Source organism: Stenotrophomonas sp. STEN030 (genome assembly GCF_056759995.1).
This window is the reverse complement of the sequence record NZ_JBRREB010000010.1, coordinates 19,978-42,463: the sequence shown is the minus strand read 5'-3', so window position 1 is coordinate 42,463 and position 22,486 is coordinate 19,978. Positions and strand designations below refer to the sequence as shown.

35 protein-coding genes are annotated in these 22,486 nt (G+C 62.0%); 33 read left to right on the top strand and 2 right to left on the bottom strand.

Translation table 11 applies throughout. The features are described 5' to 3' along the window. Nucleotides 1-101 precede the first annotated feature (101 nt). Entirely contained in the window at nt 102-644 is a 543-nt protein-coding gene (locus ACVOLR_RS05275; RefSeq protein ID WP_481535510.1) for a hypothetical protein, read from the top strand. Nucleotides 645-1,202: 558 nt separating this feature from the next. Here the strand turns inward: ACVOLR_RS05275 and ACVOLR_RS05270 are convergent. Beyond that, nucleotides 1,203-1,871 carry a LexA family transcriptional regulator gene (locus ACVOLR_RS05270; RefSeq protein WP_481535509.1) on the bottom strand — a complete coding sequence of 223 codons (669 nt, stop codon included), beginning with the start codon at nt 1,869-1,871 and terminating at the stop codon, nt 1,203-1,205. 82 nt (nt 1,872-1,953) lie between these two features. Here ACVOLR_RS05270 and ACVOLR_RS05265 point away from each other — a divergent pair, with 82 nt between their 5' ends. Then, complete coding sequence (locus ACVOLR_RS05265; protein ID WP_481535508.1) at nt 1,954-2,442, top strand: hypothetical protein; 489 nt, start codon at nt 1,954-1,956, stop codon at nt 2,440-2,442. Between the two features lie 146 nt (nt 2,443-2,588). Here the strand turns inward: ACVOLR_RS05265 and ACVOLR_RS05260 are convergent, their stop codons facing one another. Next, nucleotides 2,589-2,813, bottom strand: a complete 225-nt coding sequence (locus ACVOLR_RS05260) for a hypothetical protein (protein WP_481535507.1) — start codon at nt 2,811-2,813, stop codon at nt 2,589-2,591. A 163-nt stretch (nt 2,814-2,976) separates the two neighbouring features. Here ACVOLR_RS05260 and ACVOLR_RS05255 point away from each other — a divergent pair, with 163 nt between their 5' ends. From ACVOLR_RS05255 to ACVOLR_RS05105, 31 genes are all read left to right on the top strand, one after another. Continuing rightward, a complete protein-coding gene (locus tag ACVOLR_RS05255) occupies nt 2,977-3,417 on the top strand; it encodes a phage regulatory CII family protein (RefSeq protein WP_481535506.1) in 441 nt (146 codons plus the stop codon). Beyond that, a complete protein-coding gene (locus ACVOLR_RS05250; RefSeq protein WP_481535505.1) occupies nt 3,414-3,734 on the top strand; it encodes a hypothetical protein in 321 nt (106 codons plus the stop codon). The genes ACVOLR_RS05255 and ACVOLR_RS05250 overlap by 4 nt, the downstream gene beginning before the upstream one ends. A gap of 124 nt (nt 3,735-3,858) precedes the next feature. Further along, nucleotides 3,859-4,839: a helix-turn-helix domain-containing protein gene (locus tag ACVOLR_RS05245; protein ID WP_481535504.1), complete on the top strand. Its 981-nt coding sequence runs from the start codon at nt 3,859-3,861 to the stop codon at nt 4,837-4,839. Continuing rightward, nucleotides 4,814-5,395 carry a hypothetical protein gene (locus tag ACVOLR_RS05240; protein WP_481535503.1) on the top strand — a complete coding sequence of 194 codons (582 nt, stop codon included), beginning with the start codon at nt 4,814-4,816 and terminating at the stop codon, nt 5,393-5,395. Before ACVOLR_RS05245 ends, ACVOLR_RS05240 begins: the two co-directional genes overlap by 26 nt. Continuing rightward, nucleotides 5,395-5,769, top strand: coding sequence for a Ref family recombination enhancement nuclease (locus tag ACVOLR_RS05235; protein WP_481535502.1), 375 nt, complete (start codon nt 5,395-5,397; stop codon nt 5,767-5,769). Before ACVOLR_RS05240 ends, ACVOLR_RS05235 begins: the two co-directional genes overlap by 1 nt. Further along, nucleotides 5,766-6,491, top strand: coding sequence for a hypothetical protein (locus ACVOLR_RS05230; protein ID WP_481535501.1), 726 nt, complete (start codon nt 5,766-5,768; stop codon nt 6,489-6,491). Before ACVOLR_RS05235 ends, ACVOLR_RS05230 begins: the two co-directional genes overlap by 4 nt. Further along, entirely contained in the window at nt 6,418-6,933 is a 516-nt protein-coding gene (locus ACVOLR_RS05225; RefSeq protein ID WP_481535559.1) for a hypothetical protein, read from the top strand. Before ACVOLR_RS05230 ends, ACVOLR_RS05225 begins: the two co-directional genes overlap by 74 nt. 301 nt (nt 6,934-7,234) lie before the next feature. Beyond that, on the top strand, nt 7,235-7,666 hold the full coding sequence (locus ACVOLR_RS05220; RefSeq protein ID WP_481535500.1) for a structural protein P5: 432 nt from the start codon (nt 7,235-7,237) through the stop codon (nt 7,664-7,666). Further along, nucleotides 7,666-7,989, top strand: a complete 324-nt coding sequence (locus tag ACVOLR_RS05215; protein ID WP_481535499.1) for a hypothetical protein — start codon at nt 7,666-7,668, stop codon at nt 7,987-7,989. The genes ACVOLR_RS05220 and ACVOLR_RS05215 overlap by 1 nt, the downstream gene beginning before the upstream one ends. A gap of 109 nt (nt 7,990-8,098) precedes the next feature. Beyond that, nucleotides 8,099-8,287 carry a hypothetical protein gene (locus ACVOLR_RS05210; RefSeq protein ID WP_481535498.1) on the top strand — a complete coding sequence of 63 codons (189 nt, stop codon included), beginning with the start codon at nt 8,099-8,101 and terminating at the stop codon, nt 8,285-8,287. Then, on the top strand, nt 8,284-8,745 hold the full coding sequence (locus tag ACVOLR_RS05205; RefSeq protein ID WP_481535497.1) for a lysis system i-spanin subunit Rz: 462 nt from the start codon (nt 8,284-8,286) through the stop codon (nt 8,743-8,745). The genes ACVOLR_RS05210 and ACVOLR_RS05205 overlap by 4 nt, the downstream gene beginning before the upstream one ends. Beyond that, a complete protein-coding gene (locus ACVOLR_RS05200; RefSeq protein WP_481535496.1) occupies nt 8,742-9,098 on the top strand; it encodes a DUF1064 domain-containing protein in 357 nt (118 codons plus the stop codon). The genes ACVOLR_RS05205 and ACVOLR_RS05200 overlap by 4 nt, the downstream gene beginning before the upstream one ends. Beyond that, nucleotides 9,098-9,307 (top strand): hypothetical protein, encoded by a 210-nt coding sequence (locus ACVOLR_RS05195; RefSeq protein WP_481535495.1) that lies wholly within the window; start codon nt 9,098-9,100, stop codon nt 9,305-9,307. Before ACVOLR_RS05200 ends, ACVOLR_RS05195 begins: the two co-directional genes overlap by 1 nt. Next, nucleotides 9,300-9,533: a hypothetical protein gene (locus tag ACVOLR_RS05190; protein WP_481535494.1), complete on the top strand. Its 234-nt coding sequence runs from the start codon at nt 9,300-9,302 to the stop codon at nt 9,531-9,533. Before ACVOLR_RS05195 ends, ACVOLR_RS05190 begins: the two co-directional genes overlap by 8 nt. Beyond that, entirely contained in the window at nt 9,533-9,898 is a 366-nt protein-coding gene (locus ACVOLR_RS05185; protein WP_481535493.1) for an HNH endonuclease, read from the top strand. Before ACVOLR_RS05190 ends, ACVOLR_RS05185 begins: the two co-directional genes overlap by 1 nt. Before the next feature lie 122 nt (nt 9,899-10,020). After that, the gene (locus tag ACVOLR_RS05180) at nt 10,021-10,401 is read left to right on the top strand and encodes a hypothetical protein (RefSeq protein ID WP_481535492.1); all 381 of its coding nucleotides are present in this window, start codon (nt 10,021-10,023) and stop codon (nt 10,399-10,401) included. 25 nt (nt 10,402-10,426) lie between these two features. After that, the gene (locus tag ACVOLR_RS05175) at nt 10,427-12,238 is read left to right on the top strand and encodes a terminase large subunit (RefSeq protein ID WP_481535491.1); all 1,812 of its coding nucleotides are present in this window, start codon (nt 10,427-10,429) and stop codon (nt 12,236-12,238) included. A gap of 32 nt (nt 12,239-12,270) precedes the next feature. Continuing rightward, the gene (locus ACVOLR_RS05170) at nt 12,271-13,506 is read left to right on the top strand and encodes a phage portal protein (RefSeq protein ID WP_481535490.1); all 1,236 of its coding nucleotides are present in this window, start codon (nt 12,271-12,273) and stop codon (nt 13,504-13,506) included. Continuing rightward, on the top strand, nt 13,484-14,326 hold the full coding sequence (locus tag ACVOLR_RS05165; RefSeq protein ID WP_481535489.1) for a head maturation protease, ClpP-related: 843 nt from the start codon (nt 13,484-13,486) through the stop codon (nt 14,324-14,326). The genes ACVOLR_RS05170 and ACVOLR_RS05165 overlap by 23 nt, the downstream gene beginning before the upstream one ends. Before the next feature lie 11 nt (nt 14,327-14,337). Next, nucleotides 14,338-15,594 carry a phage major capsid protein gene (locus tag ACVOLR_RS05160; RefSeq protein WP_481535488.1) on the top strand — a complete coding sequence of 419 codons (1,257 nt, stop codon included), beginning with the start codon at nt 14,338-14,340 and terminating at the stop codon, nt 15,592-15,594. 51 nt (nt 15,595-15,645) lie between these two features. Beyond that, nucleotides 15,646-15,912: a hypothetical protein gene (locus tag ACVOLR_RS05155; protein WP_481535487.1), complete on the top strand. Its 267-nt coding sequence runs from the start codon at nt 15,646-15,648 to the stop codon at nt 15,910-15,912. 3 nt (nt 15,913-15,915) lie between these two features. Continuing rightward, nucleotides 15,916-16,395, top strand: a complete 480-nt coding sequence (locus tag ACVOLR_RS05150) for a head-tail connector protein (protein ID WP_481535486.1) — start codon at nt 15,916-15,918, stop codon at nt 16,393-16,395. Beyond that, nucleotides 16,392-16,742 carry a head-tail adaptor protein gene (locus ACVOLR_RS05145; protein WP_481535485.1) on the top strand — a complete coding sequence of 117 codons (351 nt, stop codon included), beginning with the start codon at nt 16,392-16,394 and terminating at the stop codon, nt 16,740-16,742. The genes ACVOLR_RS05150 and ACVOLR_RS05145 overlap by 4 nt, the downstream gene beginning before the upstream one ends. Then, the gene (locus ACVOLR_RS05140) at nt 16,735-17,238 is read left to right on the top strand and encodes an HK97-gp10 family putative phage morphogenesis protein (RefSeq protein WP_481535484.1); all 504 of its coding nucleotides are present in this window, start codon (nt 16,735-16,737) and stop codon (nt 17,236-17,238) included. Before ACVOLR_RS05145 ends, ACVOLR_RS05140 begins: the two co-directional genes overlap by 8 nt. Then, entirely contained in the window at nt 17,235-17,597 is a 363-nt protein-coding gene (gene gp17 / locus ACVOLR_RS05135; RefSeq protein WP_481535483.1) for a tail completion protein gp17, read from the top strand. Before ACVOLR_RS05140 ends, gp17 begins: the two co-directional genes overlap by 4 nt. A gap of 77 nt (nt 17,598-17,674) precedes the next feature. Then, nucleotides 17,675-18,154 carry a phage tail tube protein gene (locus tag ACVOLR_RS05130; RefSeq protein WP_481535482.1) on the top strand — a complete coding sequence of 160 codons (480 nt, stop codon included), beginning with the start codon at nt 17,675-17,677 and terminating at the stop codon, nt 18,152-18,154. Nucleotides 18,155-18,278: 124 nt separating this feature from the next. After that, nucleotides 18,279-18,656: a hypothetical protein gene (locus ACVOLR_RS05125; protein ID WP_481535481.1), complete on the top strand. Its 378-nt coding sequence runs from the start codon at nt 18,279-18,281 to the stop codon at nt 18,654-18,656. Nucleotides 18,657-18,733: 77 nt separating this feature from the next. Next, the gene (locus ACVOLR_RS05120) at nt 18,734-18,946 is read left to right on the top strand and encodes a phage tail assembly protein T (RefSeq protein ID WP_481535480.1); all 213 of its coding nucleotides are present in this window, start codon (nt 18,734-18,736) and stop codon (nt 18,944-18,946) included. Nucleotides 18,947-18,955: 9 nt separating this feature from the next. Then, complete coding sequence (locus tag ACVOLR_RS05115; RefSeq protein WP_481535479.1) at nt 18,956-20,914, top strand: hypothetical protein; 1,959 nt, start codon at nt 18,956-18,958, stop codon at nt 20,912-20,914. Between the two features lie 4 nt (nt 20,915-20,918). After that, a complete protein-coding gene (locus ACVOLR_RS05110) occupies nt 20,919-21,689 on the top strand; it encodes a hypothetical protein (RefSeq protein WP_481535478.1) in 771 nt (256 codons plus the stop codon). Continuing rightward, a complete protein-coding gene (locus ACVOLR_RS05105) occupies nt 21,686-22,462 on the top strand; it encodes a hypothetical protein (protein WP_481535477.1) in 777 nt (258 codons plus the stop codon). The genes ACVOLR_RS05110 and ACVOLR_RS05105 overlap by 4 nt, the downstream gene beginning before the upstream one ends. The last annotated feature ends 24 nt before the right edge of the window (nt 22,463-22,486 follow it).

Genomic DNA, 22,486 nt, shown 5'->3' with positions numbered 1-22,486 from the left:
ACCAACCGATGCCTTGTTGGTAAATCGTATAGTCCGCTCCGAGGGTCGGACAATTAGGTGGCTAGGCTGCCAACAGGCACCACAACACTTTGAGAGATGAAATGAAGCCTTCGGAGACTCAGGCGAGCATTTTGGCGGGCCAGGTTCTCATTCTTGCTACTCAAAGAGTGAGCGCCTCGTTCGATACCTTCTCGGGCTGGCTTGCTGCCGGATTTGGCGCAGCCCTAGCTCTCTTTATTGCCAATCTAGATACTGTCTCTAAGTTCGTCTCGCTTAGCAGTCTCAAATGCGCATCTTTCCTCTTTATCATCTCGGCAGCCCTTGCCGTTATAGATAAATTGCTAGCCGCGCTCATAGCGGCTGGCACTCTTGCAGCAATTGAAGGTGCAGCACTTGGCAAGGATCTCGTGGAGGGCGGCTTAGAGATCGACATACCAACGCTCTTCTCAGAAACAGAAAAGGCGCTGTTCTGGCCAGGCAGTCTGTTTGCCCGGCGAGCTTTCGCCAAGGTACAGTCAGGGGATTTTGCTATGACAGGCCGCATGTACACCAAGGTCGCTCAGGTCCAAACGTTTGTCGTCATCATTCAGGCCGTGCTGTCACTGGCTGCCGCAGTCGTTATTGTCCGCGGTTTGGCGGTCTAACAATTCATTCAAGCCAACGCCGCTTCGCGGGTCGGCTTAGTTCCAGAGGTGGGCTTCTGGAAGGCCGCCCTATAAGCGCGTTCCATTTTATCGGAGTCAAAAATGAATCCAATAGATGTTGAATCATACGCGGGCACGAGTGGAGTGACACTCCAGTGCTATCTCGGCGATCCCGTCACCACAGTAGTGATGAAGAACACCAACAATTATGCCGTAAACGTTGATTTCACCAATGGGTCCATACCATCGAGCATACTGCTTCCAGAGAATGAAACCGAAAAATTTCTGTTCGTGCAGGTGAAGTGCAGTGCAACACTCGTAGTAATAACGAAGGTGACTAAAGCCTAATTCTTACCGCTTTACCAAGCGCGCCCAGAAGCTACAGTCAGTGCAAAAAGCGCGTTCGGAGTGCGCTTCTTCAGCCGACTCTGCCACCTATTGGGGCGCCCCTCGAGCGAGACGTTAATCGTCCGGTTCTGGCCGAAGCGTGGCGGCCGACTGAAGACGGCGGTCGCAAAAAGCCCTGCATTGTCAGGGCTTTTTGTTGGTAGCTGCGGACTAGTTAAAGCGTTCGATCCTATTGCGAAGATAGACCTTTCCGCCAATCAGTGTTCCCTCTGGGATGGGGAACGGATCGCCGTAACTCTTGTTTTCGCTCGCGACATGGATGATCCCCCTGTCGATCAGGCGCTTGATCTGCTGGCCGTTTCCCATGTTGATCAGATAGATTCCGTCACCGTCAAACGACGTGATGCCCGTATCTACGACAACGGCGTCGCCCGGTTGGATGATCGGTAGCATCGAGTCACCGCTCCCGGTGATCAGGCGCAATCGGCCAGGCGTTGGCACGAAGCCAACAATGCTACGTATGTAGCCAGGCTCGAAATCTATCGCCCGTATAACTTCCGGAAAATCCGGATTCTCCACCCCTTCCCCCATGCCTGCCGTGGCCTCCAGTTGCTGAACACGAACATAGTTCTCTGGCGTCGCAGGAGTGGAGACAGCGGACCGGCCGCCAATGAACATCGGCGTGTGGGCATCCAGAATCCAAGTCGAACTGACCCCGAGCTCCTGCTGCGCCTTATTGGCGCCAGCTGCTGAGACGCCAGTTGATCGAGACTCCCAGTTCTTCAGAGTCTGGGGGGATTGGCCCAGCGCCCTAGCAAGCGCGGACTGTCCTCTGATCGCAGGCTCGAGCTGTGCAGCCGCAGCGTAAAGACGCTTCATTGAAGGGTGCATTTCGGTCATAGGGCATTGTCGCGGTACTAAACACCGTGTTGTTACACGCGACGTTGACTCTGGATTAAACATGACGTTTAATCTCCGCATGAATTCGCCCGAAAAAGTCATGCATAAGGATGCCGAGCTGATCGACTCGCTCGGTGGCCCGGCCGATGTGGCCCGTAGGTTGGGATTCGAGATGCCGAGGGGCACTCAGCGTGTCCAGAACTGGAAGTATCGAGGCATCCCCCCGTACACCCGAGTCACTCGCACAGACGTTTTCGGGCGCGCAACGGCAGCAGTCGGTTCGGTCAGTCCTACAGGCGCATTGGCCGCCGAGCTCGATTGCCGCATGAGCAAGCGCGCGCTGCGCGCCCGGCTGGGCTTCGCCAACGACAAGCAGCTGGCCACGGTTCTGGGCCTGCCTTTGGCCCAGGTCGAAAGCTGGGAGGAAGAGCGCGCGCTGCCGGCCGTGCCCGAAGTGCTGCGCCTGCTCGGCCACCAGCCGCAGGCCATTGCCGATGCGCCACCGGTAGATCCCGACGACGACCGCATCGTGTCCGTGGAGGTTGCCTGACATGCGCGCGCTGTTTGGAGCAATTCGTGGACTGTTTCGTATTCCGTACCAGCTGGAAATTCTAAGCAAGCAGTTGGAGGCTATAGAACGCAGCCAAATAGTCGCGGAGCGGCGCAAGTCGGCCGCCGCCGCGTTGGGCGACAGCCCTAAAAGTCCTCGGACTTCTCGATCATGAGCTTGTGCCGTTTTAGCTCTTCGATCGCCAGTTCCATAGCCCTTTCGTCGGTGAGCATTGTGTGCGTCGAGCCGTCGGAGAGGGTGGTTGAAGCCAGATCCTCTGGCCCTTTGGCTGACCCGACGAACTGGCGCAGTTCGCGGGCGCGGTTCCCAAGCATCAGCGCTCGTATGTCCTTCAAGTACTCCTCTTCCATGTCGCCCTCCTTGCGGGCTGCTCGTGTGGAAACAGCAGCCTACCGCAAGGAGGGCGGCGCCCGCCCTCCGGTCCCGAGGGGCCACTGAGATGAGTTTTATTCCCTTCATGGCGCCCATCGTGCGCCGCGCCTTTGTTGCAAACCACGTTCACGGAGCCACGCAATGAACATCACCGACGCAGCACACAAGACCGTGAAGGACTACCCGGGCGGCGCTGAGGCGCTTGGCGTGCGCATTGGCATGTCCGGCGCGGTGCTGCGCAACAAGGTCAACCCGAACAACAGCACGCATCACCTGAGCCTGGCCGAGGCCAGCGAGATCATGGGGGTGACCGGCGATGACCGGATGCTGCACGCGCTTGCTGCCGAGCACGGCTATGTACTGCGCCGAGTGGAGGGCGCAGCAAGTGGCAGCGTCATTGGCGCCGTCCTCGCGGTATCGAAGCGTCAGGGCGACCTTGCGCAGGCTGTGGCCACTTCGTTGGAGGACGGAAAGATCACTCCGAATGAGTCGAGCGAGATTGGGCGGCTGTGCGCTTCCATCCAGGCGGATGCTGCGGATCTTGCGCAGCGCGCCGAGCTCGCATCGGCTGGTGGGCAGTGAGCACGCCAGCCAAGGCCAAGCGAAACCCACTCGCGCGCTTCACCGACCAGCAGCTGCGCGATGAGTTGGACCGACGCGCCAAGGACGAAGGAAAGCCCAAGACTGTCTGGGTAGTGAAGCGCTCCGAGTTCCTTACGCAGAAAGCCGATGAGCTAGAAAAGACGGTCGAGACGCTGGAAGAGGAATTGATGCCGAGCGGGCCGATGCGACCAATGCAGATCGCCCGGATTCGCGCGCTGAAAGATCAGATCAAGAAGAACCGTGCCTTTGCCAAGTTGGCGAAGGCAGACGAAGACGCCGCCGACGCGCAGGCGTAAACCAACACACGTCCATTGGCGCCCAGGTAGGCGCGAGCGGTAGCAGGAGTCATGGCATGCAGTACACGATCAATCAGAACGCCTTGTCGGCCCGCGCTTCACGCGCGGCCGTGAGGGTGCGCCGATGAGCGCGAAAATGACCGGCATGGTCTTCGACCGGTACCACGCGGGTGGGGGCGAGATGCTCCTGGCGCTGGCCTTGGCTGATCACGCCCACGACGATGGAACCCACATCTTCCCGTCTGTGGCCCGGCTGGCGGCCAAGACGCGGCAGTCCGAGCGCACCATCCAGTATCAGCTTCGTGCCATGCAGGCGAGTGGCTGGCTGGTGCTGGTGAACTTCGGTACCGGAGGGCGAATGCAGGGCTACGGCCTTGAAGGGCGCCCCCGCGAATATCGAATTAGTCCGGAGTGGATTAAGGGTGCAAATTTTGCACCCTTAAAGAATCAGGGCGCTTCGGAAGGCCTGAATGCAGGGCAGGGCGACGATGCCCAGGTCACTAAGGGTGCAAATTCTGCACCCTTAAATGGCACCGGTAAGGGTGCAAACGGGCGCGCCAAAGGGTGCAATCCGGCGTCTTTAAGGGTGCAAAAAGGCGCATCTAAGGGTGCAACAGCTATTGCACCCGAACCAAGAGCAACCAAAAGCAACCAAGAGCAACACACACCGCGTGTGTGCGAAGCGTCGGGCATGACCGAGGCAGACATCGACCGCGAGCTCTCCCCGCTCGGGGCGCTGCCCGACAACCTCGACCGCCAGGTGCTCGCCCAGTTCGTCCGCCATCGCCGCGTGTTGAACCGGACGCTGTCGGTGCAGGGCTGGCTGCAGATCCTGCCAACGCTGAAATCCATCGCCGCTGCGGGCGGCGACCCGAATCAATCCCTCCGCGACGCTATGGCCGCTGGCCTGTCGCTGCCCGTCATCCCGAAGCCAGGAGCCAATAGCCATGGAAATCATCCACAGGGTTCTGCCGCCGGAGTCTCCGAGCTCCGAGCCGAGTACGAGCGCCGTCACGGCGGTGGCAGCGCTGGCCGCCCAAGCGGGGCAGGACGAGGCCCGCAGGCAGGCGAGGTCATCGATGGCGAGTACGCCGTTGTCGGCTGAGCCCAGCCAGCGCGCCATGGACGCGCTGTGGAACCTGTGGGAGCGAATGGAGGCGATGTTCCCGGGCAAGTGGAAGCGCGACAACGGCCTGGCGCCTGCCAGTGCGGACGGTCCGCTGACTGTGGCTGGCGAGACATGGGCGCTGGCGCTGAAGGGTCTTCTGCCGCGTCAGCTGGGCGAGGGCATGGCAGCTTGCATGCGCATGGGCCTGAAGTGGCCGCCAACCCCGGGCGAGTTCCGCGCGCTGTGCTTGGGTCTGCCATCGCTGCCGCAGGTAGAGCAGGAGCTGCGGCCCGGTCAGGACCGTAGCCCGTTTTCCGTGCTGGTTCGTTCGCTGATGGACCTGCACGCCTTCAACGCCGCCGACGGTTACCAGCAGTCCCGAATGGTGGCCGCTGCCTTCAGCCAGGCGATGCAGCACGTCTCCACCGGCGGAGCGCTCCCGGCTGCGGTACCTGCGCTGGTCCACGAGCGGCCGTCTTCGCCCAGCGTGACCAATCGGGAAACCGCTGCCGCCGCAATGGCGCGCGCTGCCCAGGAGCTGGGGTTCGACTGATGGCGATGCAGCACTCCACCGGAACCCCGACTGCAGCGGAGGCTGAGCGCATCGAACTGGCGAAGGTTGGCCCATGCATGGCTTGCCTGGTCCTCCAGATGGCCGGCCTTCTGTCCTCGCACCGCGTGATCTACGGCTGCGACTACAACCACGCCAAGAGCGGGAACCGCCGCCGCGGGCACTTCTTCGGCTTTGCGCTCTGCGTCTGGCACCACCGCCGCCACCCGATTGAGGGCAAGACCTTGGCACAGACGCGCGCGATCTATGGCCCGAGCCTGATGGATGGCTCCCGGGTGTTCCGCGAGACCTACGGCAGCGACGACGACTTGATCGAACAACAGACCCAAGTGAATGAACTGAGGAGAGCGGCATGACCGACGTGCGTGAACTGCTGGCCCGTCTGAACCCCACGACCATCCGTCTGGACCTTGGTATCGGAGGTGGCGTAGACGTACTAACCAACATCGATGTTTCCGGTGCTCTCGGCATGGTGCCATCAGGGCTAGGTCGCGAGCTTTTGGAGGCCTGCTGGTGGCCCGATGGGGCTGCCCTGCGACGTCACAAGCTCCGGGATTCTGTCATTGCTTTGGTTGCTCCGGAGTTGCGGCGCCAGCAGCAGCGATTGGCAGAAGCGCGGACGGATCTTGGGCTGGCGGAAGTCTGTATCGGGTGGGCAGGCGCGGCTACAGCGGAGCAGCGGTTGGCGAAAGAACGCGCGCAGACGCGACTGAGTGCGATAAAGGCACAGTCGTGGCCGATCACAACGCTGGAGTCCCTCCCAACTTTGGCTCAGGCCGCAATCCAAGAGATTGCGACGCGACCTTTTTGTGTCGCATGCCGAGGCCGGGGTTATTCGGCACCAAACGAACCGTGCGAGCCCTGCGCGCTTTGTCTAGGTTCGGGTGTTGGAGCGACTAGTGACCGCCGTCGCGCTGCGGCAATTGGCCGAGACGAAGCTGGCTATCGGCGTACCTGGAAGCCGGTCTACGAGTGGCTCCTGATGCGAATGCAGGAAGCAGAGATTGAAGCAGCCAAGCGCCTACAAGCTGCATTGGGGGTCGCCCAAAAGGGAGGTGTTATGCTCCGAGGGAACTAGGGAGGGAATCCAGATGATGGTGGAATTTGGCGCCGCGATTGGCGGCCTACGAACAGCAGTTGAAATTGTCCGCGGCTTAGCGGCCGCGGATAAGGCTATCAATGAGGCCGACTTAAAGTTGAAACTGCTCGGGGCCGTGAACGACATAGTAACGGCGCAGCAGGCACTTATAGATGCACGATTAGCCCTAGAAGAGCGCGATGCAGAGGTTGTGCGCCTTCAAGGAGCATTGGCTATTAAGAGTGAGGTTCGCCGGGTTAGAAGCGCCTACTTCGACTTAGGTGAAGACGGCTTGCCCCGTGGCGATGGATATTGCTTGAGGTGCTATGAGGTAGATCACAAGCTGTATCACTTGGCCTATGGCCGACCGATGATGAGCGAGAAGGTCATTTGTCCAGTGTGCAAGACTGACTACGTCTACGCAGGAGTGCGACCAGAGTAATGCGGAGGTGACACCTCCGCACTTTCTGCTCTACATTCCTACCATCACGCGATGAAAGCCCGGCACAAGCCGGGCTTTTTTCATTTCAACCCGATCACCACCGCCCCGTAAGCTCCTCCGCTCGCCGTGAGGCGATTGGGGCCGGTGCCGCGCGCAAGCGCGCCAGGAACGCCATGACTGGCCTGCGCACCAGGCAGTGGTGGTGATCGGACCTTCTACGCCCGTCAATCCTCACCGGACCAATCATCGACCGCAGCCGGACTGTGGTGACGGGCACCTATGCCATACAGGGGATTGACCCATGAGCACCAAGCAGGAGCCGCGCGGCGTCCGGAGCAACAACCCGGGCAACATCGATCGCACCAAGACAATTTGGCAGGGTGAGGATCGCAGCGCCGCGGCACTGGCCAGCGAGAAGCGCTTCTGCGTGTTCGAGACGCCAGAGGCTGGTTTCCGCGCGCTGGCCAAGACGCTGCTGACCTACCAGAGCAAGCACGGTCTGCGGACGGTTCGCGACATGATCAACCGCTGGGCTCCGCCGGTGGAGAACAACACCGAGGCGTACATCGCCCAGGTGGCTCGCGAGGTTGGTGTGGGCAGCCGCGAGATTGTCAGCCTCAGCAAGCAGGTACCGCTGCAGCGCATGGTGACGGCCATTGCCAGACACGAGAACGGCGGGCTGTTCTGGGACGAGGCTGTGATCGAGGCTGGCGTGCGCCAGGCCCTCGCTTGATGGACGGTGATCCGACGACAGCGCCCTGGTGGGCTGCAGGCGGTGCGTTCGCTCTATGGACGGTGCGGGAGATCTGGGGCGTCATCAACAGCCGCAAGAAAGAGCGGACCGAGACGGATGCCAACGTAACCCTGGTTGGCGGACTGACAGAGCGCATTGATCGTCTTGAGCAGTCGCAGGCTCGAATGGGCATGCAGCTGGACGAGGAGATCAAGTTGCGACGTGAAGCTCAGGAGGAAGCGCACCGGTTGCGCATGCGAGTGCAGACGCTGGAAGGCCTGCTTCGCGGATTGGGGGCGGTGATCCCGCCCGAACCGCCGTGATGTACCTGGGCATTGGCGTGCTGGCCGGGCTCGTGGTCGCCGCGCTGGCGCACTGGCACGGTGACATAGGAATGGACCCATGACGGCCCTTGTGGGCGTGGAGGTTTGAGTGAACGACGATCAGCTTGAGCGTTTGGGCCAGCTGGCCGATCGGCTGGACAACTACGTGGCCGCCGGCGCTATTCCGATGCCGGATCACATCCGTCTCGCTGCCATCAACGAGGCGATCCCCGAGATGCGGGATGAGCTGAAGGCAGTCTTGCGTGAAGCTGGCTTCGATCCATGGGGCGATGAATGAACCGCGCCCATATCCTCGCGGGCCTCCTGCTGTTTCTCGCTGGCTACCTGCTGGGCCGGGAGTGGCGGGACCGCAGTGCAGACATCGCCGCCGGCAAGCAGGAAGTGAAGCAGCTCACCAGCCAGGTGCAGGCAGAGCAGGGCGCTCGCGCGCTGGAACAGACAAAGGGCCAGGAGCTGGCCAAGATCGGAGCGAAGCATGAACAAGACCGGGAAGCGGCCGAGGCCGTCCCTGCTGCTGTTGCTGCTGATGTGCGCAATGGCGATCTCCGCCTGCGGCAAGAGTGGGCCGGCTGTGAGACCCGACTCCTGTCCCAAGCCGTCGCCAGCGCCGTCGAACGTGATGCGCTCGCCCAAAGCAGAGCAGAGCTTGCGGGTGCTGTTGTTCGAGTCGGACGGGAAGCAGACGACCAACTTGCAGCATGCCAAGCCGTTGTGACGGCGGACCGATCCCCGTGAGGCGCAACAACAGCGGCAATCATCTGGCTCTAGGCAGACTCAAGACAGGGCAGCTCAACAAGACCGAGCAGGCCTATGCCGATCGGTTGCGCGCGCTGGAGCAGGCTGGACAGATCCTCTGGCACAAGTTCGAAGGCATCAAGCTGAGGCTGGCCGACAACACGTTCTACACCCCGGACTTCGCGGTACTGGCCGCTGACGGGGTGATGGAGCTGCACGAGGTAAAGGGGTTCTGGCAGGACGATGCCAGGGCCAAGATCAAGATCGCGGCGGCCATGTTCCCGTTCCGGTTCTTCGCGGTAAAGGTGAAGGCCAAGCGGGATGGCGGCGGCTGGGATGTGGAGGAGTTCTGATGCAGCCTCATGTTCATTCGCCCGGTGATGGACGCGGTCGCCGTAGGGTCATGCTCGACGGTGAGCTGATCCATTGGGTGGTGTTCGCAAACACTGGCAAGGGTGTGGTGAGGGTTATCCCGCATCCCGTGCGCATCCATAAGCACGGTAAGCGCCCGATCTACCGGACGTTGCGAGGCAAGGTCGAGGTGGAGTTCATCGATGAATAACTCGATTGAGGCGTTGATCTCTGTCGTCGCCACGCAGCAGCAATCCATTGAAGCGCAATCCAAGCAGATGGAGGAGCAGGGGCGGCAGATCGCAGCGCAGGGCGAACACATCGGGCTGCTGGTGCAGGCAGTGGTGATGCTGCTGGGTGAGGAAACCGGCGCACCAGTGGAGTCCGACTCCACTATGGACCCTGAGCGCACCGACTTGGATGGGAATTCGTACTGATGGAAAGGCAGGGTAAGCAGCTGGCCGGCAACAGGCAGGCCAAGCGTGCGCTGCCCACCAACAGCGTGGCATGGCGTCGGTTGCGTGAATCGATCCTGATCCGCGACCTGTACACGTGCCAAGAGACTGGTTGCGGGAAGCTGGTAGGCGGCAAGGGTGAAGCGCACGTCGATCACGACGATGGCGACCCGAACAACAACGATCCCGCCAACCTCAGGACGCTCTGCACTCCCTGCCATAGCCGCAAGACGGCACGCGAGGACGGCGGATTCGGTAACGAGGCGCGTCCGGTGGTGGGTTGTGACGCAGATGGATGGCCGGTCGCCAAAGCGTTCCACGGGAAGGAAGTTCCACGCCGAACCTGAACGAGACGAGCGCGGAGGGGTGGGGGGAGTCAAAAGTCTGAGGGGGTTCGCCTCCCGATACGTGCGCCCTCCTTTCTTCGCGCATCCACAGTTGGAAAGACGACCCCCACGAGGGGTGAAAAATGGCAAATCCAAGGACACCAGCAGCAAAAGCTGCAGTTTCTGGCGCAGCGGCAAAGAATCCGAAACGGCACAAAGACCGCAAGACGCCGAAGAAGGTCAAAGCCATCGGCCAGCCCTACAAGGGAATGACGAAACCGCAGATCGCGGTGTGGCGCGAACAGGCCGAAAACATGCCCTGGCTGCACGCCGGTCATCGGCTGTTGTTGCGTCAGGTATGCATCTTGGCCGCTCGCATGGAGACGGATGAGGACATGGGTGTTTCGGCGCTGCAGGCGCTGGGTTCACTCCTGTCCAAGCTTGGCGCTACGCCGGTTGACGAGACGAAAGTAAATCATGGCGGCGACGAGGACGAAGACCCGGACGACAAGTTCTTCAGCTGACCGAACAAGCGCATATGCGCACGCGGTGCTGGCTGGTGAGATCGTCGCGGGACCGCATGTCCGGAATGCTTGCCGTCGCCATCTGAAAGACCTGCAGGACGCGCACGAACGGGGTCTGTACTTCGACCAGGATGCGGCAGAGCGTGTCTTCAACTACTTCGAGGGCGTTCTTAAGCTGAGCGAGGGACAGTTCGAGGGCAAGGCCTTCCAGCTCCACGCATCGCAGGCGTTTGTACTTGGGTCCCTGTTCGGCTGGAAGAGGGCGGATGGTCGGCGACGCTTCCGGCGTGCCTACATCGAGCAGGGCAAGGGCAACGGGAAGTCCCCCATGGCTGGTGGCATTGGCCTGTATGGGATGACAGCGGATGGGGAAGCGGGCGCTCAGATCTACGCCGCTGCCGCGAAGAAGGAGCAGGCGGGAATTCTGTTCGCCGACGCGGTGAAGATGGTCAAGGCGTCTGGCGCGCTGAAAAAGCGGCTGGAGTTCTCGGGCGGCGAGGGTAGGGAATACAACATCGCGCACCACAAGAGCGGGAGCTTCTTCCGCCCGGTGTCGCGCGATACGGGCAAAACGGGTTCGGGACCGCGACCGTACTTTGTTCTGGCCGATGAGGTCCACGAGCTGCCAGATCGCAAGACCATCGAGATGCTGGAGCGAGGCTTCAAGTTCCGGCGTCAGCCATTGCTGTTCATGATTACGAACTCCGGCAGCGATCGGAACAGTGTGGCTTGGGAGGAACACGAACACGCGGTAAAGGTGGCGGCCGGCCATACCGAAGCAGTCAACGATCCGACGTTCATCGGCGAGCCGTTGGACGACACGACCTTCAGCTATGTCTGCTCCCTCGATGAGGGCGACGACCCGCTGGAAGATCCGACGTGCTGGGCCAAGGCTAACCCCCTGCTTGGGGTGACCATCACCGAGGAATACCTCGCAGAGGTGGTCGCGCAGGCAAAGGCGATACCTGGTTCATTGAACGGCATTCTTCGCCTGCACTTCTGCATCTGGACCGATGCGGAAACGGCGTGGATGGCGCGGACGACGTTGGAGCCCGCGCTGGCGGACTTTGACGTGGCAGAGCACCACGGTAAGCGGATCTATAAGGGCCTGGACCTATCGCAGGTTCGGGACATCACAGCGATGGCTTCGGTGGTTGAGACTGGGGCGGTCGAGGTCGAGGTTGAGGTAAAGGGCGAGAAGAAGATCGTTTCCAAGCCGACCTACGATGCGTGGATCGATGCCTGGACGCCGGGCGACACGCTCGCGGCCAGGCAGCTGCGCGACAAGCTGCCGTATGAGGTGTGGGCCAAGGCGGGTCACATCCACGCGCCGCCGGGCCAGTCGATCAACTTCCGGCACGTCGCGCAGACGCTGTCGGAAGACAACGACAAGTTTGAAATAGGCCTGGTGGCCTATGACCGCTATGCGTTCCTCAAGTTTGAGACCGAGGCAAAAGAGATCGGACTCTCGCTGCCGTTCGCCGAGCATCCCCAGGGTGGTACCCGCAAAGGGAAGCCGCTGGAGGATGCGGTAAAGGCGGCGAAGGCTCGCGGAGAGCCGGCGCCCGAAGGTATGTGGATGCCTGGCTCACTGCGGCTGCTGGAGGAGGCTCTCCTTGAAGGGCGCCTCCGCCTGAAGCGGAACCCTGTCCTAGTTTCCGCCTTGATGAGCGCGGTGGTGGAAAGCGACAAGTGGGACAACAAGTGGCTGGATAAGGCACGGTCCATCAACAAGATCGACGCCGCAGTGGCGCTGTGTATGGCGATAGGCGCGGCGAACACGAGTGGCGGTGAGGTGATCTCCGTCTACGAGAAGCGCGGCATCAGATTTCTATAAGGAAGCCAATGAGCAGGTTCAATGAGAACTCCATGGCTGCGCTGGATCGGATCTGGCGCAGCGACTTGGGGGGCAAGTCCGTGCGCGCCGAGTCCCGCCAGTTCACTGGCATGGACGATCCGGCGATGCTCGAGTTCATCCGCGCAGGGCAGGGTGGCGCACACGACAGCTTCCAGCTGCGGAACATGGCCGTCCTGCGCTGCGTGTCGCTGATCTGCGGCACGGTCGGCATGCTGCCCATCAGCCTGATCGAAGCCGGCCCGCAGAAGCGGGTCGCGTCGGAGCATCCGGTCCACCGGCTGTTGAAGCGGAAGCCGAATCCCTGGCAGACGCCGTTGGAGTTCAAGCGGCACATGGAGTTGGCGAAGCAACGCCACGGCAACGCCTACGCGCGCGTTGTGTGGTCGGCCGGTCGCCCCATCCACCTGGTCCCGCTGGACAGCTCTGCGGTGCGATCGGAGCTGGGCGACGACTGGAAGATGGTCTATCGCTACGACTCGAAGAAGCGCGGCGAGGTGGTTCTGAAACAGGAGGAGGTATTTCACCTGCGTGACCTATCCGTCGATGGCGTGGTCGGTCTATCCCGGATGAAGCTGGCCGACCGGGCGATTCGCTTGGCGATGGATGCGGAGCGGGCGGCGAGCCGGATCTTCGAGACAGGCAACATGGCTGGCGGTTCCATCGAGGTACCGAGCGAGCTGAGCGAGGGCGCCTACAGCCGCATTCGCGATTCGCTGGATACGGGCTTCTCAGGAGAGAACAGCGCCCGTCGGTTCATGGTGCTGGAGGGGGGTGCAAAGGCCAACGTTTTCGGCAGCACCGCCCAGGAAGCGCAGCACATCGAGAACCGCAATGCCCAGGTGGGCGAGGTGGCCCGCCTGTTCGGTGTGCCGCGGCCGCTGTTGTTCATGGATGACACGAGCTGGGGCAGCGGCATCGAGCAACTGGGCATCTTCTTCCTGCAGTACACGATGCTCGAGCACTTCACCAACTGGGAGCAAGCCATCGAGCGCACGCTCCTGCAGGAGCACGAGCTTGAGCAGTACCAGGCGAAGTTCAACGTCCGAGCGCTGATGCGCGGCACGTTGAAGGATCAGGCTGACTTCTTCGCCAAGGCTCTCGGCGCCGGCGGCACCGCGCCCTGGCACACCCAGAACGAGGTCCGCGACCTGTTGGACTACCCCGAATCCGAGCAGCCCGGCACCAACGAGCTGCGCAACCCGATGACCCAGAAAGGAAAGCCCGATGAGCCTCCGGCAGCTGCCTGAAATCCGCGCCGAGCGGCGGCTCGGCGCCGCCCAGTTCGATATGCGTCCCGACGCGCTGGAGCGCTGGGAGCCTGAAGTTCGCGCCGCCGGCAATGATGCGAACAGCATCTCGATTTATGACTCCATCGGCGAGAACTGGGAGGGAACCGGCGTCACCGCAAAGCGGATCAGCGCCGCCCTTCGCTCCATCGGCGAGAATGACGTGGTGGTGAACATCAACTCGCCCGGCGGTGACTTCTTCGAGGGTGTTGCCATCTACAACCTGCTGCGCGAGCACCAAGGTAGGGTGACCGTCCAGGTGATGGGCCTGGCCGCGTCAGCAGCCTCGGTAATCGCGATGGCCGGCGACGAGATCCTGATGGGCGAAGGATCGTTCCTGATGATTCACAACGCTTGGGCGGTGGCCATCGGCAATCGGCACGACATGGCCGACGCGGCAAAACTGTTGGAGCCCTTCGACGCCGCCATGGCCAAGGTCTACGCGGCCCGCTCGGGCGTCACCGAGGCCGAAGCTGCCCGGATGATGGACGAGGAAACCTGGATCGGCGCCGCCCAGGCGGTAGAGGACGGCTTTGCCGATGGCCTGCTGGACGGAGCGGCCGCCACCAAAGATGCCAAGCAGGCATCGGGTGGTCGCAAGGCTCTTGCACTGGTCGAGGCGGCGATGGCCAAGGCAGGCCACTCCCGCTCCATGCGGCGCGACACCCTGAAATCGCTGTTCAAAGGCAAGCCGAGCGCTGCCGAGTCTGTCACGCCGAGCGCTGGCGGCAACGAAACCTCGGCCCTGTTGCAGGGCCTTCTCGACAATATCAAAGCCTAAGAGGCCAACACATGACCAAGATGACCCACAGCCGCGTCCCGCGCGGCCTCGTTTCCGTGTACGCCGATGGTGGCAGCCAGCCCGAAGTGAAGGCGCTGGTTGAGTCGCTGAACAAGGCGTTTTCTGACTTCAAGGCCGAGCACACCAAGCAGCTCGAAGAGATCAAGAAGGGCAATGCCGACGCTCTGCAGGCCCTGAAGGTCGACAATATCAATGCCGACATCACCCGCCTGCAGGCTGCCGTAGACCAGGCCAACACCCAGATGGCCGCGTTCCAGATGGGCGGCGGCGCGGCCGGTGCCGGCGGCCTTGCGGATGCTGAGTACAGCGGCGCATTCCTCGCACATGTCCGCAAGGGTGAGGTGCAGGCGGCGATGAACAAGGGTGTGGCCGACGACGGCGGCTATTTGGCGCCGGTCGAGTGGGACCGAACCATCACCGACCGCATGGTCATCCTGTCGGACATGCGGCAGTTGGCGAACGTTGTTCCCTGCTCCGGTGCGGGTCTCACCAAGTTGTTCAACATGGGCGGAACTGCGTCCGGCTGGGTCGGTGAAGAAGATGAGCGTCCCGAGACTGCTGGCTCCAAGTTCAAATCGCTGGGCTTCGGCTGGGGTGAGTTGTACGCAAACCCGGCTGCCACTCAGCAGCTGTTGGACGACTCTGAGATCGACCTGGAGGCGTGGCTGGCCGGCGAGGTGGATGCCGAGTTCTCCAAGCAGGAAGGTGCGGGCTTCTTCGCAGGCAACGGCGTGAACAAGCCGTTCGGCATCCTGACCTACGTTACCGGCGGCGCCAATGCCGCGAAGCATCCGTTCGGTGCCATCAATGCGGTCAACAGCGGCGCGGCCGCGGCGATCACCGGCGATGGTCTGATCGATCTGGTGTACGACCTGCCTTCGGCCTTCACCGCGAACGCTCGTTTCGCTATGAACCGCAAGACGATGGGGACCGTGCGCAAGCTGAAGGACGCCGAAGGCAACTACCTGTGGCAGCCGTCGCTGATTGCCGGTCAGCCGTCCACTCTGCTGGGCTTTGCTGTGCAGGATGTGGCTGCTATCCCGGACGTGGCGGCCAATGCTATTGCCGCGCTCTTCGGTGACTTTAAGCAGACCTACACCGTGTACGACCGCAAGGGCGTGCGTGTGCTGCGTGACCCGTTCACCAACAAGCCGTACGTCCACTTCTACACGACCAAGCGTGTGGGCGGCGGCGTGCACAACCCCGAGCCGATGCGTGCGCTGAAGATCGGCGCAGCAGCACCGTAACTGCCAGGAGGGCGGCCGCAGGGTCGCCCTCCCTCTTTGTGAGGATGAAACATGGCAAAGCTTACAAAAGCCTTCCGGGGTGTCCCCGATGGTGAGATCTATCCGATTGACTACAAGCCAGGCGACGAGTGCCCGCCTGAACTGGAGGCAGGTGCAAGCGCGTCAGGCGCGCTGGCTGAAGGCAATTCCTCTGGAAGCCCCGACCAGGAAGAGAAGGCGGGGCTCATCGCCAAGCTGGAAGCGGCTGGCATCGAGCACAAAAAGAGCTGGGGCGTAGACAAGCTCGCGGCCGCGCTGGCCGAAGGCAAGAAGGAGTAAACCATGCCGCTCGTGACCATCGCCGAGGCGCGAGCACATGTTCGTGTCGAAGCCGACTACCCCGAGGATCAGCTGCAGGGGGCGCTGGATGGAGCGGTGGCCTCCGCCGAAAGCTACTTGAACCGCCGGATCTTCGCGTCGGCCGAGGAAATCGTTGAGTCGCGTCGGGCCTATCCGGCTGTCATGAAAGCGGCGGCGCTGGCGCGTGACTCGGCGCTCTCTGATGCCGTGTTCATTGAGAGCATGGTGGAGCGGACGGCTGCTATTGAACTGGCAGCCGTCGTTTACGCAGAGGCGGCAGCGGGTGCCTATGAATGCCTCCACGGGATCGCTATGAATCCGGCCGTTCGTGCCGCGATCCTGCTGACCTTCGGCCACCTCTACGCGAACCGGTCGGACGTCATTGTCGGGCCGCAAGCAACTGAGCTGCCCATTGGGGCGAAGTCCCTGCTTCGAGGCTATCGCCGGGTGATGATGCCATGACCCTTCAAGATGGCGGTTTGCAGAGCCGGGTTAGGTTTGAGCGAAAGGTAGTAACACGATCCACGCTCGGCGGCGACACAGTGACATGGGAGCCGGTGGCTGAGGTTGGTGATAACGGGCACGTATGGGCCCAGGCGACCAACAATCTCAGCGCAACAACTGAGGCCATCGCTGCTGGTGCAGAGCGCTACCGCGAGCAAGTTCGTTTCGATATCCGGCCTCGCTCAATCGATCCGGCATGGCGCATCGTCCATCGCGGGCGCAACTTCGACATCAAGAGCTTGGCACTGAGCAATGACCGCAGTGAGCTGGCGATCATTGCGATAGCGGGAATAGCCAATGGCTGAGCAGATCAGCATCAACGGGCTGGATGGGCTTCTGCGTTCTTTGCGGGAACTGCCGAAGGCGGTTCAGGGCAAGCCGCTGCAGGTGGGCATGCGGAAGGGGGCAAACGTCATCCGCGACGAAGCGCGCAACCGCGCGCCCAAGGCGTCGGGCTTCATGGCCAAGCAAATCGTCACCAAACGCGCCAGCAATCGGTCACGCGGTCGGGCCGGCGTTGGCCAGGGTGGGGAGTACTTCACCGTCGGGGTGAAGACCGGCAAGAAGAGAAAGTACGCCAACACCAAGCGCAACAAGCGGCAGGGCCGCGTGGGCAAGGTGTACGAGGAAAGCGGCTGGGCCTACTACTGGCGGTTCAAGGAGTTCGGGACGAAGAAGATGGCCGCCGAGCCATTCCTGACCCCTGCCGCCGAGGCCAAGGGGCCCCAAGCGGCCCAGGTGATCATTGACGAAACCTGGAAGGCCATCGACAAGTTCACTAAGGGGAAGGGCTGGAAATGATGGTTCCTCTGATTCAGAGCCTCTTGCAGGACTCGGCCCCGGTTCGAGCCCTGCTGGGAGACCCCGTGCGTGTTTGGCCCAAGACGGCACCGGCTGGTGCGGCGCTGCCCTACGTAACCTGGACAACGGTTGGTGGGTCACCACTACAGCAGTTGTCCGAAGAACCACCTGCAGACGGCTGGCGGGTGCGCATCAACGTATGGGGTGAGACTTCCAACCTGGCCAACGCAGTGGCGGTTGCTATCCGCAGTGAAGTAGAGCGTCGCGGCAGCATCGAGTCCTACAACCCCACGCCCGACGACGAAGACACCGGCGCCTTCGGCATTTCGTTTGACGCGCGGCTGCTGCAGTTGCGCTGAGCGATGCAACGGCAATCCACCAGCCCCGCAAGGGGCTTTTTTCATGCCCGGCGACGGGCGAATTACAAGGAAACCCCATGGGTCAGGTAATCAAGTCCAAGCATTCCCAGCTCTTCGTCGCCATTGCGGCTACCGAGGTCATCAAGGTGACCCGCCTGCGTAGCGTTGGCTTTCCCGATGGGCAGGCGTCCGAAATCGACGTTTCGGACTATGACGATGAGTGGGATCAGTTCGTCGCAGGCCGCAAGCAGACCGGCAGCACCAGCATCGAGATCATTTATGACTCGGTAGACCACGAGGCGATCGAGGAGCTGCACACCACCGGTGCGGTCGTGAACTGGCTGGTCACCGCGCCGCTGTCGGAAACTGCGGGCGTGGCGAAGCCGGTGGCCGTGGATGGCGTAATCACGCCGCCGACCACGGTTCTGTCCAAGCAGTTCAACGGCTTCGTGCAGAACTTCGCCGTCACCAGCCAGGACAACGATGTGTGGAAGGCCACCATCACGATCCGCGGCTCCGGCGCCGTCAAAACTCATCGCCCGCCGGCCGGACCGTAACCGAAACCAACGGCGTGCACTCGGCCCGCTTCGGCGGGCCATCTCTTTTGGCAGATCGTGCGGAACCTCCGCGTGTTAGCCGTGCGCGGCCCGCACGGTCTGCCGCCAGTACAAGGAAACGGCCATGAGCAAGACCAACGAAGATCCCACCACCAAGACCGCCGGCGCTGCGCCGACCCTGCTGGCCCAGTTCCAGGAACTCGGCATGTTTGCATCGCCCGATGCCAAGCCCGACAAGATCGAGCTGCGCCCCGGGGTTGTCGCAGAACTGTTCGTGCTGGAGTTGCCGGATGTGAAGTTCCGCAAGCTGTGGGCTGACAACGACCGCGCCAAGCTGATCGCGGCCACGGTCTGCGATGCCGACGGCAAGCCGGTGCTGACCGAGAAACAAGCCGCGCAGCTCAAGCCGAACGTCGCGGCGCAGTTCCAAGCGTTGGCGTTGAAACATTCCGGCTTCGGTGCAGACGCCAAGGTCGAGGCAGAAGAAGCGGGAAACGACTAAGGGGGAAGGGCGAGGAGTGGTTCTGGCATGTCCTGGCCCTACATCTTCGCCGTACTGTCTCTGAGTTGCGGGCGACGATGTCGCGCCGCGAATTCCTGGAGTGGTGGGAGTTCCATCGGCGCAATCCGATAGACCCGGTCAGCATCTACCAGAAGCCCGCGGCGCTGATTGCGTACACCGCCGCGGCCTGTAGCCCGGGCGGAACAAAGCGCACACACGAGGATTTCCTAGAAATGCTCGTTCGTGTCCCCGAGGCCGACGAGGCTGACAAATGGTTCGAATCACTGTGAACGATCGACATGGCTGAAACATTCGGGCGGTTTGCCGCCGTCCCCATCGGTCCGCTGCTCTCTGCAAGGGACAGCGGCTTCGCCCTCGCCACCACGGCGGCCGCTAATATCAACCGCACCGCCCGCTCCGATGTTGCCCGTGACAGTGGCACTGCCGGCGTGGAGTTTGCTGTGTGGGGTGATGACGCTCTTTCGGCGGTGGTGGGCATGGCTTCTGCTACCGCTTCGCTCTCGGCCGTCCTCGGTGGAGTGGGGAGCATTGGCTGGAACCTTGCAGTTGGGTCGCTGCGAATAAACGGCACCACGGTGAAAACAGGCCTGGCTGCCGTGGCGAAGGGGGACATGGTCGGCGTGCTGATCATCTTCGGAGCGCAGCTGACGGTTCGGCTCTACCGCAATGGTGCGTTCTTGCATGAGGCCACTGCCGCCACTCTCGGGCCGCTGTACTTCGCTGCCTCGCTCGCAGCCACTAAGGCTGGCGGGCTGGCCGTGTACGTCAACGCTGGTCAGTGGTCTGCCAACAGCCAGGCAGCTGCGGCTGGCTGGGCGCTCCAGTCGGCTGCCAAAGCGAGCATTGGGCTATCAGACGTTGATTTCCTCACCGCCCCCAGCGACACGCCGGCGAACGCGCGGTATGAAGGGCTGCTGGCTGATGGCGTGAACATCGCATCGGCCATGGACTTCTGGGCGTGGGGTGGCAGCGTGAGCCAGGCGACCGTCGCTGACGTCATCGTCCACGATGCTGATGGCGCCCTGGATGGGATTGCGCTTGCCGGTGGTGCAGGGCAGGCGGTGGCCATCCGACAGGGGCCCGCCAACGGCATGCTGGCCGACAGCATCGCTGTCGGCCGCTTCGTCGTGGACCAGATCGAGATTGCCGACGACGGTACCAAGCGCATCGCACTGCTGGATGCGCATGCTGATCTGGATGAGTCCATCACCCGTGCCGTGTTCCTGCCCAACATCCCTGGGCTCGCGTGGACGGCTCAGCCGGTGGTGATCGGTGCTGTTGCGAGCGCCCCAGCCTTGGCTGCCAATTCCGATGGATCGGCCATGTTCCTTGCCGACGCGCCTGTGCATGTGGGGGCGGTGATGGACCGAGGCGACCTCATGGAGCTCGGCACGTTCACGCTGTCGCCAGATCAGCGGCAGCTGCTGATGGTCTCACCGCCGGTGGGCCCGGTGGTCGCAGATCTATCCAGCATCGGCCCAGGGCCGCAGGCGGCTACGCTGCGCCAGGCCCTCGGTGATGTGTTCGGGCGCCTGGGCAAGGCCAGTTGGTCGGGTGCCGACGCTGACGCGATCGACACCGTAACCGGGTACGCCGGCGTGGGCTATTACTCCAGGGACCCGGTGACAGCACGCACGGCGGTGGGGGCCATCCTCCCCAGCTACGGTGCGTCGATCTATCAAGCACCGGATGGGGTACTGCGGCTTGCCCGTGTGATACCTCCGGAAAGCGTGCCTGTACCGGCCTTCGAGCTGTCAGGGGATCACCTTGCTGAGGATCTGATAGCGATCCCGGACGATGCACCGAACTTGACCCGTCGCTTTGCCTATCGACCCAATGCGCAGGCCTTGGGCGCAGCAGACTTGGTCACTGACCTCGTCGATGTTCCGCAGGCGCGCCGCGACGAGATGACCGCCCTGTTCCGGGGGCAGGTGTATGCCGCCGGGCCCCTGCATCCGCACTACCGGCATGCCGATGTGGCAGCGCCGTTCGTGACGCTCTTCTGGCGGGAACAGGATGCGCAGGCCGAAGGCGATCGCATCATCAGCCTGTACGGCGTGCAGCGCTACTTCTATCAGTTGGTGGTGCGTGGGGATCAGAGCTTCGCCCCAGAACCCGGGCAGGTAGGCCGCATCACGTACAGCCGCTACGGGCTGGCTGGTGGAAAGAAGGTGCTTGTGCGCAGCGTGGAGCGCAACCCGGCCACGGGTGAAGTGGTGCTTACGGCTTGGGGGTGACACTGTGCTGATTGGATTTGACATGCCTACGGTGCAGACCGTCTCGCTGGTGGGCGGCACTTGGCTTACTGCCGATGCTGGTAGAGCCATGTTCGATGGCAAGCCTGGGCGCCGCACGCGCATCAACCGAACGGGTGCGCTGTCCATCAACATCACGCTCGCATCAGCCGTCGTACCGGGAATCATTGCTCTGCTGGGCCTCAACCTGCCTGCAGGGGTCGCTGTCACTGCTGCCGGCGCCAGCGGGCAGACCATCCGGCTTCCTGATGGTTCGGTCTGCGCTTGGCTGTTCCCAACCGGTACCGCCGCCATTTCATCCGTTGCGGTGCAGATAACCACCACGGTGATCGCTGTTGAAGTTGGGGAGATCGCGGTGTTCCGCGCGCTTGATGTGGGCATCAGCGATGGTTGGTCTGTTTCCCGCATCGATACCACGGTTCACACCCGCACCAAGGGAGGGCAGCTCAACAGCGTGCCGGGGCCAAGATATCGCCGTTTCACCGCCAGCCTGTCCGCCCGGCCAACCGCGAAGGCCTGGAACAGCGGATTGGGGGGAATGGACTGGGATGCTGTTGTGGCGGCACTTATGGGCGGTAGGCGTGGTTGCCTGGTCCCGCAGTACAGTCAGCGGAAGGGTTATCCATTGGATGCAACGCTCGCCGCTCGCTCAGCGATCTACGGCACTTCGTCGAATACTTGGGCGGTTGAGAACGTGAGTGGTGGCTACTTCTCCGGATATATCGAGTTTGAAGAGGTTCCCGGGTCGGTGGCATGATCCATATCTCCACAGGAGGGGCTATGGCGGACAAGCAAGGAAGTTTCGTAGCACGCGGAATCTACGCTGCAATCGTAGTTCTGGCGCCAATCGTTTGTCAGTCTGCAATGGCTGAGCCAAAGATCGTTCCGGCGGCGGACGTGGCTGCATGTGTGAGAGTAGGTGGCGACCTATGTAAGACCGTTCGGAATACCGCGAAGTGCAACGAATGGCACAAGGAGCACGCCGCAGAGATCGGCGCCGACACGGTCGTGATAACCGACTCTGAAGAGCACGGACAAGTTCTTGGATTTATCGGGAAGCGCAGCGAGGTAGTGGCGAATTACTATCGATGTGAGAGCCCGGGAGCCGTGACATCTCCGCCAGAAGACTGGGAGCGCGAATCTTGGAAATACGAGAGCTACATCGGTGCTGGTGATACCTCCATTACAGGCCAGGCGTTTCTTCGGCAGCGCGGTGGCGAGGTAGTTACTTGCGCTGGCAGCCCGGTACTTGCGGTGCCTGTTGGCTACTATTTTGACAGGCTTACTGTCGAGTCGTTGCCGGGGCTGCATCCGGATGCTCAATTGGCCATCAGGCGCACAACCTGCGACGCGACAGGAAACTTCCGGTTTTCAAAGCTCCCAGCTGAAAAGTGGCGCATTGTGACGAAGGTTTCGTGGGAGACCGCAGATAGATTTAGCCCAATTCAGGGCGGTATCGTTTCTCGCGTGGTTGATTCAAGAGACGGGGAAGAGCCCGTATACCTTACGAACGCTGATGTAGTCAGGTGACAACAGATATCTTACTGTAGCTGC